This window comes from Sphingobacterium spiritivorum, from assembly GCF_016724845.1.
GTDB classification, from domain to species: Bacteria; Bacteroidota; Bacteroidia; order Sphingobacteriales; family Sphingobacteriaceae; genus Sphingobacterium; species Sphingobacterium spiritivorum_A.
On the sequence record NZ_CP068082.1, the window covers coordinates 2,775,479 to 2,787,811 of the forward strand.

A 12,333-nucleotide genomic window follows, 5' to 3' on the forward strand; every position below is an offset into this window, starting at 1 on the left:
AAAGGATAAAAAGAGTATAAAAAAAGCGGGTGAACCCGCTTTTTTTATACTCTTTTATTTATCTCGTCCTGTAGCTGACGGCGTAATTTCTGTTCATTTTCCATTGATTTTTTACGCAGTGTCTGCAATTCATCCTGCAATTGATCTGTAGTCTTTTTGTGGTCTACCGTATCTACTTTTGCTTTTCTGAATGAAGCCAGCGTGATCAGGAATAACAAAGCCAATACAATTATAATTGCCCACACCATAGTATGATATGTGGTTTTTGAAAAAGGGATTCCGATAAAAGATATGCTATCTGTTTTTGATCTTTCTTTTTCCAGTTCCTGTGATACATTTTTTACAGAGTCCTGGAGGGCTTTGGTATTGGAAGCAAAATTGGTAGAAGAAGACTTTAGGGTGTTGATTTCCTGCGACAGGCGGGCAATACTATCCTGTACATTTTTCTTGATGATATCCAGATTTTCTTTCCTTATCAGTTTGTAAGGGTCTTGGGTACGGGAAATATAATTGAGGTGTTGAAACTGACTTTCTATCGTTCCTTTTTTTAATCCGTCATTACTGTATTTAAAAGTAGAAGTCTGAGCAGTACTCCCCGACGGGAAAGATAGAATGGCAAAAAGTAGAGTTGCCGAAATATAACAAAATAGTTTTTTGAAATTCATACAATCTGTTGTGTTATAGATAAGTTTCATATTCATATTTGGTAAAGATGACGCCTATATTTAGTTGCGAGTGCCACTAATATACAAATAAAACAATAAACCTTAATTTAAAATCAAGAGAAGCATTATTTTGCTTTTTCCGATATACCTTTTTCTCGGCAGTATTGTGTATTTATATCTGTAGAGCATACATGACAGCGCATAACAGTTCGCGAAGTAAAAAGTTATAATTTGCGGTATCTAATAGTATCAATATAACCCTATAAATTGTATGAGCTGGATAGCCGGTGTTTTTTTTCATTTTATTGGCGGATTTGCGTCCGGGAGTTTTTATGTACCCTATAAGCGGGTCAAAGGATGGTCCTGGGAGGCGATGTGGATCCTTGGAGGAATATTCTCCTGGGTACTTGTACCACCTGTAGCCGCTTATCTGACGATTCCTGATTTTTTTCAGATTATTACAGATACGTCTTCATCGATTATCGGATATACCTATTTGTTTGGTTTGCTGTGGGGAATTGGCGGACTGACCTACGGTCTTGGCGTACGCTATCTGGGCGTATCTCTGGGAAGCAGTATTATATTGGGTCTGAGTATGGTATTCGGAGCGCTGATGCCTTCGATCTATTATTTTTTTAATTCTGTTCCGGGTAAACATGGTATCGATTTCTTTTTTACTACCAATTCAGGAATTTGTGTAATGGTCGGACTTTTGATCTGTATCGTGGGTATTTATCTCTGTGGCAGGGCAGGAGTATTGAAAGAAAAAGGGCTGATGAATCTGTCAGGTGCTGCACAGTCTGAATATAAATTCGGATTAGGAATTACTGTCGCTATTGTTTCAGGTATCCTGAGTGCATGTTTCAACTTTGGAATCGAAGCGGGTAAACCTATGGCCGATGTGGCCAATCAACTTTGGAAAGCTGCAAATCCCGGCCAGGGAGAATTCCTGTACCAGAATAATGTGACGTATATCGTTATTCTATGGGGCGGTTTTACCACCAATTTTATATGGTGTCTGTATCTGTTGGCCAAGAATAAAACATTTTCTGATTATACGAAATCTTCAGCGCCGCTTGGCAAAAATCTGCTGTTGTGTGCACTGGCCGGTACAACCTGGTATCTGCAGTTTTTCTTCTATGGAATGGGAGAAAGCAGATTGGGTAACGGAGCCAGTTCCTGGATACTGCACATGGCATTTATCATTCTTATTTCTAATGCCTGGGGCGTTATTCTGAAAGAATGGAAAGGTGTCAGTAAACCTACTTACCGCGCTATTATTGCAGGTATTGCGACCATAATCCTGTCGATCTGTATCGTTGGATTTGCTAAAACTTTAGAATAATAACTATAAAAAATATATAAAAGGTGAAAACATATAAGCACGTTAATTACTTGTGGGATGATGAAAAGGCTAAATCTTTGGAAGGAGATGAAGTTGGATTATTACTGTATCGTTCCAATTTATTAGGATCCGATCTTAGAATTACCAACTATGGGGGAGGGAATACCTCATGTAAAGTCGTCGTGAATGATCCGTTGACAGGATCTGCGACAGAGGTCATGTGGATCAAAGGTTCAGGAGGTGATATTGGCACGTTGACTAAAAGCGGTCTTGCTGCCTTATATGTAGAACGACTGAGAGGGCTGAAGAGTGTATACCGCGGTATAGAGCATGAGGATGAGATGGTAGAGCTGTTCAATCACTGTATTTATGATCTGGCTTCTAAAGCGCCTTCTATCGATACACCGTTGCATGGATTTCTTCCGTTCAAACATATCGATCACTTACATCCTGATGCAGCTATTGCTATAGCTGCAGCCAAAGATGGCGAAAAGATCACACAGGAATTGTTTGACGGAACGATTGGCTGGGTGGACTGGCAAAAACCGGGATTTGATCTGGGCCTTCAGCTTAAAGAATGTCTGGATAAGAATCCTTCAATACGTGGTATTATGTTAGGTTCTCACGGTTTATTTACCTGGGGAGATACAGCCTATGAAAGTTATGTCAATACCTTAGATGTTATTGAGCGTTGTGCGGCTTATTTAGAAGATAATTTTGGTAAAAAAGGACCTGTATTCGGAGGTCAGCAAATAGAAAGTCTGGCTGCGGACGAACGTGTGAAACAAGCTGCAAAACTGGCGCCTGTATTAAGAGGATTCTGTTCAAGTAAACGTCATATGATAGGCCATTTTACAGATGATGACCGTGTACTCGAATTTATAAACTCCAATGATCTGAAACGTCTTGCGCCGCTAGGTACAAGCTGTCCAGATCATTTTTTACGCACTAAAATTTCACCTCTGGTACTGGATCTTGGGAAAGATGAAGATCTGTCCGATACAGAGGCTCTCAAAGCACGGCTTGCTCCGGCTTTTGAAGCTTACAGAGCAATGTATACTGCTTATTATGAGTCCTGTAAACATCCAAATAGTCCTGCCATACGGGATGAGAATCCGGTAATTATACTTTATCCGGGCGTAGGTATGTTTTCATTCTCAAAGGATAAGCAGACTGCACGTGTGGCCGCTGAGTTTTACATCAATGCGATCAATGTGATGAAGGGAGCGGAGGCAATTTCATCGTATACTTCTCTGCCTCGTCAGGAAGCATTCAATATCGAATACTGGTTGCTGGAAGAGGCGAAATTACAACGTATGCCGAAGCCTAAAGCGCTATCGGGTAAGATCGCTTTGGTGACTGGCAGTGCCGGTGGAATAGGCAAAGCTATAGCTAAGAAATTTGTCAATGAAGGCGCTGTTGTCGTCCTTAATGATATGAATGCAGAGCGTTTGGCGGCTGTTGCAGAAGAATTCCAATCTACCTATGGAAAAGATGCTTTTGCGACAGTTGTCCTGGATGTGACGCGTGAAGATCAGATTGAACAGGCCTTGAGTCAGTGTGCACTGGCATTCGGAGGTGTAGATATTGTTGTGAATAATGCAGGTTTATCTATTTCCAAAACTATAGAAGACCATACAGAGAAAGATTGGGATCTGTTGTATAATGTATTGGTCAAAGGACAGTTTTTTGTAACCCGGGAAGCTGTAAAAACAATGAAAAAGCAGGCTATTGGTGGTGATATTATCAATATTGTAAGTAAAAATGCTTTGGTAAGCGGACCGAATAATGCGGGATATGGAAGTGCCAAATCAGCGCAGCTTCACCTGAGCCGCTTAAATGCAGCTGAACTTGGGCCGGATGGTATCCGTGTCAATGTGGTCAATCCGGATGCCGTTATTTCAGATAGTAATATCTGGGCGAACGGTTGGGCAGAAGGCCGCGCGAAGGCATACGGGATTACGGTGGCTGAATTGCCGGCATACTATGCAAACCGTACCTTGTTAAAAGAAATTATTCTTCCGGAGGATATTGCCAATGCCTGTTTTGCTTTTGCAGGAGGCTTACTGAACAAATCTACCGGTAATGTGCTTAATGTCGACGGGGGAGTCGCTATGGCATTTGTAAGATAAGTATGATATTAAAGGATTTGGGGGAGAGATATGAGAATCCTTTAATATATTTGATTTTGCAAGAATTACTGATTATAAACAAACAAACCGAACCATGTTAATTAAAGATAGTTTAATAGAGGAGTATAATAACCTGCATCTGGATGCACATAAACGCAGGTTTACATTTTTAGCCGAGACCCTTTCGAATACGGAAGAAATAATACAAAAATTAGGCGTCTTTCAGATCGCTATTCCAAGCTGGGCTTTAGGCACAGGTGGTACCCGTTTTGGGCGTTTCTCCGGACAGGGAGAGCCCGGGACACTGGAACAGAAAATCGAAGATGTGGGATTATTGCATAAACTGAATCGTTCGAGCGGAGCGATTTCTTTACATATTCCATGGGATATTCCGCAGGATGCAGAAGCGATCAAACAGCTGGCAAGTTATCACGGACTGGTGTTTGATGCAGTTAATTCCAATACGTTTCAGGATCAGAAAGACCAGAAATACAGTTACAAATTTGGTTCCCTTCATCATGTAGATCCCCATGTACGGCAGCAGGCTATTGATCATAATGTGGAAGTGATCCGTCATGGTATTGCTTTAGGATCGAAAGCACTGACTGTGTGGCTGGCCGATGGATCATCATTTCCGGGACAGTTGAACTTTAGAGAAGCATTTCAAAATACACTTTCTTCATTGAAAGAAATCTACAAGCATCTTCCGGCAGACTGGAAGCTATTTGTCGAATACAAATGTTTCGAACCGTTTTTCTATTCTACAACTATCGCAGACTGGGGACAATCTCTGCTATTGGCCAATAAGTTGGGTGATCAGGCCTATACATTAGTAGATCTCGGACATCATCTGCCGAATGCTAATATCGAGCAGATCGTATCCCTGCTGTTAATGGAAGGTAAATTGGGCGGTTTCCATTTCAACGATTCCAAATATGCAGATGATGATCTGACAGCCGGAAGTATAAAACCCTATCAGCTGTTTCTGATTTTCAATGAACTGGTCGAAGGTATGGATGCGAGAGGTATGGATCATGCCACAGGTTTAGGCTGGATGATCGATGCATCACATAATCAAAAAGATCCGCTGGTGGATTTGCTGCAGTCTGTAGAGGCGATTAAGATTGCATACGCTCAGGCCTTGTTAGTAGATCGTGCGGCGCTGAAAGAAGCACAGCAGCAGAATGATGTTGTAAAGGCTCAGGAGATTCTGCAGGATGCATTCCGTACAGATGTCAGAAGTATTGTTGCTGAATCCAGACTCCGTGAAGGTGGAGCATTGAATCCGGTCGAATTATATCGTCAATTGGGTGTTCGTGATATCCTGACACAAGAGCGTGGTACTGCCAGTGTCGCTACAGGATTGTAAGAACAGTAATTTCATAAACTCAACCGTATGAAACCCATACCCGTTATAGCCGTATTTGATGTGGGTAAGACAAACAAAAAACTGTTCTTATTCGATGAGAATTACAGAATAGTATTTGAACGGTCTGCCCGGTTTTTGGAAACTGAAGATGAAGACGGTGATCCCTGTGAAAATCTGGAAAGCCTCAGACTTGCTGTTTTCGATTCGTTGCACGAAGTATTCCGTAAACCTCAGTTTGAGGTAAAAGCTATTAATTTTTCATCCTACGGGGCAAGTTTTGTATACCTGGATGAAGATGGCCGGCCGTTGACACCTTTATATAATTACTTAAAGAATTATCCGGACGCATTAGCACAAAAGATATATGACCAATATGGAGGCGAAGAAACGTTTTCTAAAGAAACCGCTTCTCCTGCATTAGGAAGTTTGAATTCGGGATTGCAACTCTACCGTATAAAGGAAGAGAAGCCCGATATTTTTAAGAAGATTAAGTATGCCCTGCATTTACCGCAGTACCTGAGTTTTTTGTTGTCCGGACAATATTACGCAGACAGAACAAGTATAGGTTGCCACACGACGTTGTGGAACTTTAAAGATAACGGTTATCATAGATGGGTTAGTAGAGATGGTGTCATCGATAAGATGGCACCTATTTGTAACTCTGATGAGGTCTTCAAATCTGCATTTCCGGGTAGTCCGTATGTGATCGGGACAGGACTGCATGATAGTTCTGCCGCTCTGATCCCTTATCTCTTCAATTTTCAGGATCCTTTTATTCTGATTTCTACCGGAACCTGGAGTATTTCTTTCAATCCGTTTAACCACAGCGAACTGACGTTGGAAGAGCTACGGGCAGATTGTCTTTTCTATCTGAGTTATAAAGGAACTCCGGTGAAAGCATCCCGTCTGTTTGCCGGGTATGAACATGAATTGCAAAGCAAAAGGATTGCAACCCATTTTCAGGTTTCTACAGCTAAATTCAGAACGGTGACAACCAACTGGAAGACCATAAAGCAGTTGAAGTCTGTGGATGCTGTTAAAAGTTTTTCAATTAAGACTTTTTCTGAACGAGATTTGAGTATCTTTGAGGACTATGAAACTGCTTATCATCAGTTGATCATGGATATTGTCGAGGTTCAGTATATCGCCACAAAGAGAGTAATGGATGAGACAAATATTCATCGGATATTTGTAGATGGCGGTTTCAGTAAAAACCCCATATATATGAGCCTTTTATCTGAAAAGTTTGAACACCAGGAGGTGTTTGCAGCTTCTATGGCACAAGCCACAGCTATCGGTACGGCATTGTCCATTCATCGCCACTGGAATAGCAACCCTATTCCTAATGATCTGATAGAACTGAAATTTTATGCAAAGAATAACTTTAAAACTGTCAGCTAATCCATGGAAAGTCCTAATTTACTAAAATACGATCCTAGATATCCTTCAGTTGCCGATTTAAAGAAAAGGGCAAAACAACGTATTCCTAAATTCGCCTTTGATTATCTGGAGGGAGGATGTAACGAAGAAGTCAATCTGAGAAGAAACGAACGTGACTTTGAGGATATTCTGTTGAAGCCAAGCTATCTGCAGAAGTATAACGGAATCGATATGTCTACCACGATTTTCGGACATAAGTATGATGCTCCTTTCGGTATTTCTCCAATCGGTCTGCAAGGACTGATGTGGCCTAATGCTCCGGAAATTCTGGCGAAGGCTGCAGCCAGACACAATGTACCTTACATTCTTAGCACCGTTTCGACAAGTAGTATAGAACGTATTGCGGAAGTATCGGGTGGTAAAGCCTGGTTCCAGTTGTACCATCCGACCGAAAACAGATTACGTGACGATATTATCAAAAGATTACAGGATGTAGAATGCCCTGTGTTGGTTGTTCTTATTGATGTACCTTCTTTCGGTTTGCGTTACAGAGAGATCAAGAGTGGTCTTTCGATGCCGCCTAAAATGAATATCAGCAATATATTTCAGGCATCTATCCGTCCCGTGTGGGGTATTGAAACGCTGAGAAACGGTATTCCGAGTTTCGCAACATTAAAGCCGTATATGGAAAAGGGGCTTAATATGAGTCAGCTGGGACAGTTTATGAACCGTACGTTCACAGGACGTGTAGATATTGAAAAGATCAAAGCAATACGTGATATGTGGAAAGGTAAACTTGTGTTGAAAGGAGTTGTCACGGAAGAAGATATGAGAGCCTGTATAGAGATGGGTGTAGACGGAGTTATCGTTTCGAATCATGGCGGACGTCAGGTTGATGCCGGAGAATCATCGATTGCATCACTACAGCGATTAGCGAAGGATCCGGAATTTACAAATAAGATCACTATCATGATGGATGGCGGACTTCGTTCAGGACCGGATATTGGCCGTGCTCTGGCAAGTGGCGCTGAATTTGCTTTTATGGGAAGGCCATTTATGTATGGTGTGGGAGCTTTAGGAACAAAAGGAGGCGATCATACTATTGCCATGTTTAAAGCGCAGCTTAAGCAGGTGATGGAACAGATCTCTTGTGAAAAAATAGTAGATTTTCCACATTCCCTGATCAAATAGTTGTAAACATATTACAAAATATAAAAAGGCTGATTCATCATTTGAATCAGCCTTTTTTAGTGGGTTATCTCCCTTCTGTAAAAGTAATGTGACGTAGATCGAAATTCAGGATGGTGCAGGATGCTGTTTTATGCAAGGTGGGTTATCTTGCGGTAAATAACCAATCAAAAAATTGATACAGCAAATGAAAAATGGAAACATTGTTTTTTGCTAACAACTGGTAAACCGGATTTCTAATGATTTACAACAGAAAGAAATTTTTAACACTTTTTGCACAGACACTTGGGCTGATCGCTTGTCATTCGACAGTGCTTGGACAAATCTCTGTTTTAAAATTACGGGAATCAGCCTTTTCAAAAGGATTGAAATATATTGGCCGTGCATTGGAACTGGAAGGCTACTATGTGTGGTGCAGTTCACCGATCTATGCTAACGATGGTCAGGTGCATATATTCTTTTCCAGATGGAAACAGGAATTGGGAATGGGCGGCTGGCTCAAAGGATCAGAGATTGTACATGCGACAGCCTCTGCACCGGATCAGCCTTTTGTTGTAAAAGAAACAATACTTGCTCCGCGCGGAGCCGGTTACTGGGACGCTACTACTTGTCATAATCCTTCAATAAGCCAGTTCAATAATACGTATTACCTCTATTATATGGGCAATTCTAACGGTAAGACCAATACCAAAAGAATAGGTCTGGCCACCGCTGAATCATTGGACGGACCCTGGAAGCGTACAGATCAGCCGATTTTAGAAGCAGGTGAAGAAGGTAGCTGGGATGACCATTGTACGACTAATCCTACAGTGATACAGAGAGCGGAGAAGGATTACTACCTTTTTTACAAATCCTGGAATACAGCCGATTATCTGGCAGGTAAAGGAGCAATACGCGGCAACCGTAAATATGGATTAGCTGTTGCTTCTTCCCCGGAGGGACCTTTTAAAAAGTATGCGCATAATCCTGTTATTGATTTCTCTGCAAAAGGAGGGAATGCGCAGTTTGAAGATGCTTTTGTCTGGATCGAAAAGGGAGTATTTTATATGATTGCCCGGGATATGGGTGTTCAGAGTCATGAAGACGGATTATTGATGCGATCTGCTGACGGTAAAAAGTGGTCCGAACCTGATCTGGCTTTTAAAGCTGTAACCGCTTATACCAAAGAAGGGCCTTATCCGGCATTTCTCAAACGTGTGGGCCGGCTGGAACGTCCCATGCTGCTGTTAAATAAAGAAAACAAGCCCGAGTGGCTGTTCGGAGCGTCTCAGGGAGGAAAATATAATACTTCTTCCGCAATGGTTTTCCGTTGTACATCAAACCAAATCTGGTAATTTTTTCAAATCGTAACCTATTAAAACAATTATATCATGAACGTATTCAAATGTAATCCGAGAGACCTTGCTCCCAAAGCCATGCTGATGGGCATCCTTTTGGTATTTGTTTCATTCACAGCTTTTGCTACGTCAGACCCGAGCTGGGTGGACAAAGTAGGCGCAAGAAATTTTAAAGTCGGGAAGGCTGTTGTATATGCCAACGACTTTGGAGCCAGGGAAGATGGAATGACCATAAGCACAAAAGCTATTCAGCAGGCTATAGATGCCTGTGCAAAAAAAGGCGGAGGTAAGGTACAATTCCGTCCGGGCAAATACCTGACGGGTTCTATTTTTATTAAATCCGGTGTATTTCTGCATGTAGATGAAGGAGTAGAGCTCTTAGGTAGCCAGTCTTTGGAAGATTATCCTCAAATCAATACCCGTGTGGCAGGTATAGAAATGGTCTGGCCAGCGGCTCTTGTGAATATCAACGGGCAGCAAAAAGCCGGAATATCCGGAAAGGGAATTATCAACGGACAGGGAAAGCCATTCTGGGATGCGTACTGGAAGCTGAGATCTGAATATGATAAGAAAGGATTGAGATGGATTGTGGATTATGATGCACAGCGTCCGCGCACTGTGATTGTAGACGGAAGTGAGGATATCATCATCAGAGACGTGACATTGAAACAAGCTGGTTTCTGGACGGTTCATTTGCTTTACTCTTCATATGTCACCGTGGACGGGATTATTATTAAGAATAATATTAATGGTATCGGTCCGAGTACAGACGGTATTGATATTGATTCCTCCAAATGGATCCGTATACAAAATGCAGACATAGATTGCAATGATGATAATTTCTGTATTAAATCCGGTCGTGACTGGGATGGCCTGCGGGTCAACAGACCGACCGAGTATGTCCTTATCACTGATTGTATATCCCGTAAGGGAGATGGTCTGATTACCTTCGGAAGTGAGACTTCCGGTGGTATGCGCCACATTATTGCACGTAATCTCAAAGCACATGGTACTAAAGTTGGAATCCGTCTCAAATCAGCGCGAAACCGGGGTGGGGTCGTGGAAGATATTCTGCTCGAAAATATACAGATGGACAGTGTCAGAACTGCATTTGAAGTTACTCCAAACTGGAATCCTTCTTACAGCTATTCCAAACTTCCGGCCGGATATGACATCAATAAAGTACCGGAGCATTGGAAAAAGATGGTGACTCCTGTAGAGCCTGCCAGCAAAGGAATTCCAACATTTCAGAACATACAGATCAAAAATGTCTTTGTGAAATTTGCACAACGTGCTATCAATGTGGATGGTTTACAGGAAAATCCTTTACAAAAATTCAGCCTTGAAAATGTAGCTATTACTGCAAAGACAGCAGGCGTAATCCGTCATGCCAAAAACTGGCAGCTGAACAATGTAAAAGTAACTGCTCAGGATGGAACGAAGGTCGTACTTGAAGATACAGAGAATATTAACCTATAAGCCCGTAAACTAACATGAAGAATATATTTAACCTCAATATCATAGCCGTTGCTGTCTGCATGCTGATCATGCACGCTGCATCTGCACAGGAAAAAGTCTGGACCGATGTTTCGCAGCCTTTACAGGAAATCGAAGCATTGCGAAAAATCATTGTCAGACCTACATTTAAAAATAAGGATTACAATATTGCTGACTTCGGAGCGAAAGGGGATGGTGTGACCAAGAATACAGAAGCTTTCCGGCTGGCTATAGAAAAATGTCATGCTGAAGGCGGAGGCAGAGTTGTGGTTCCTCACGGCGTTTTTCTGACAGGTGCTATTTACCTCAAAAGCAATGTCAATCTGCATCTCACAGATGGTACTACTATTTTGTTTAGTCGCGACAGTTCGGATTATCCTATTGTATTTACGCGTTGGGAAGGGATGGAATGTATGAACTATTCTTCCTTTATCTATGCATATGGGGAAGAAAATATTGCGATCACAGGTAAGGGAACATTAGACGGAAACTCGGATAATGATAATTGGTGGTGGTGGTGCGGAGCCCGTAAATATGGATGGAACGAATCCAGAAGCGGAGAACAAAAACCTGCCAGAGCCAGACTGCATACGATGATGCATCAGGAAGTCGATGCTAAACAGCGGGTATTCGGAGACGGACAGTACCTAAGACCCAATTTTGTACAGCCTTACAACTGTAAAAATATCCTGATCGAAGATATTAAGATGATCAATTCGCCGATGTGGAATCTGAATCCTGTATTGTGTGAAAACGTAACTATAGAACGCGTTAAAGTGATTAGTCATGGGCCAAATAATGACGGTTGTGATCCGGAAGCCTGTAAAAATGTACTTATAAAAGACTGTTATTTCGATACCGGAGATGATTGTATTGCGATCAAATCCGGAAGAGATGAGGACGGACGCAATATCGGTCGTCCTGCTGAGAATCACATCATTGAAAATTGTATTATGAAAGACGGACACGGAGGTGTCGTTATCGGTAGCGAAATCGCTGGCGGAGCCCGTAATATTTATGCGCTGAATAATAAGATGGATAGTCCTAATCTGGACCGTATCCTTCGGTTGAAAACAAGCTCCAGTCGCGGAGGTATTATCGAAAATGTCTTTATGAAAGATGTAGAAGTAGGAACATATAAGGAAGCTGCTGTCAAATTCAATATGTTTTACGAAAAACCAGGTGATCATATCCCTACTATCCGCAATGTATGGGTAGAGAATATGCACGTTAAGAAAGGGGGTAAATATGCATTGATGTCGGCGGCATACGAAAGTTCACCCATTAAAAATTTCCGTATGGTCAATTGTGAGATCAATGGTGTGAAAGAACCGTATAAAGTGGATTATCTGGACAATATCATATTTGAAAATGTAATTATTAACGGCATAAAAACAGAGGCTCCTGCAGGAAAGTAGAG

General features: G+C 41.8%; 9 protein-coding genes. 8 read left to right on the forward strand and 1 reads right to left on the reverse strand.

The window, feature by feature from the left end:
- Positions 1–44 precede the first annotated feature (44 nt).
- A complete protein-coding gene (locus tag I6J03_RS11620) occupies positions 45–665 on the reverse strand; it encodes a hypothetical protein (RefSeq protein ID WP_198137138.1) in 621 nt (206 codons plus the stop codon).
- Positions 666–936: 271 nt separating this feature from the next.
- On the opposite strand from I6J03_RS11620, the gene rhaT reads away from it, so the two are divergent.
- The 8 genes from rhaT to I6J03_RS11660 all read left to right on the forward strand — a co-directional run bounded on the left by rhaT (position 937) and on the right by I6J03_RS11660 (position 12,331).
- Complete coding sequence (gene rhaT / locus I6J03_RS11625; protein WP_201693683.1) at positions 937–2,010, forward strand: L-rhamnose/proton symporter RhaT; 1,074 nt, start codon at positions 937–939, stop codon at positions 2,008–2,010.
- Positions 2,011–2,033: 23 nt separating this feature from the next.
- A complete protein-coding gene (locus I6J03_RS11630; protein WP_003011426.1) occupies positions 2,034–4,142 on the forward strand; it encodes a bifunctional rhamnulose-1-phosphate aldolase/short-chain dehydrogenase in 2,109 nt (702 codons plus the stop codon).
- A gap of 94 nt (positions 4,143–4,236) precedes the next feature.
- Positions 4,237–5,511 (forward strand): TIM barrel protein, encoded by a 1,275-nt coding sequence (locus I6J03_RS11635; RefSeq protein WP_003011424.1) that lies wholly within the window; start codon positions 4,237–4,239, stop codon positions 5,509–5,511.
- Positions 5,512–5,538: 27 nt separating this feature from the next.
- Positions 5,539–6,912 (forward strand): FGGY-family carbohydrate kinase, encoded by a 1,374-nt coding sequence (locus I6J03_RS11640; protein WP_003011422.1) that lies wholly within the window; start codon positions 5,539–5,541, stop codon positions 6,910–6,912.
- Positions 6,913–6,915: 3 nt separating this feature from the next.
- Complete coding sequence (locus I6J03_RS11645) at positions 6,916–8,082, forward strand: alpha-hydroxy acid oxidase (RefSeq protein ID WP_003011419.1); 1,167 nt, start codon at positions 6,916–6,918, stop codon at positions 8,080–8,082.
- 236 nt (positions 8,083–8,318) lie between these two features.
- A complete protein-coding gene (locus I6J03_RS11650) occupies positions 8,319–9,413 on the forward strand; it encodes a glycoside hydrolase family protein (RefSeq protein WP_003011417.1) in 1,095 nt (364 codons plus the stop codon).
- Positions 9,414–9,449: 36 nt separating this feature from the next.
- On the forward strand, positions 9,450–10,895 hold the full coding sequence (locus tag I6J03_RS11655) for a glycoside hydrolase family 28 protein (RefSeq protein WP_201693685.1): 1,446 nt from the start codon (positions 9,450–9,452) through the stop codon (positions 10,893–10,895).
- Positions 10,896–10,909: 14 nt separating this feature from the next.
- On the forward strand, positions 10,910–12,331 hold the full coding sequence (locus I6J03_RS11660) for a glycoside hydrolase family 28 protein (RefSeq protein ID WP_003011409.1): 1,422 nt from the start codon (positions 10,910–10,912) through the stop codon (positions 12,329–12,331).
- Positions 12,332–12,333 lie beyond the last annotated feature (2 nt).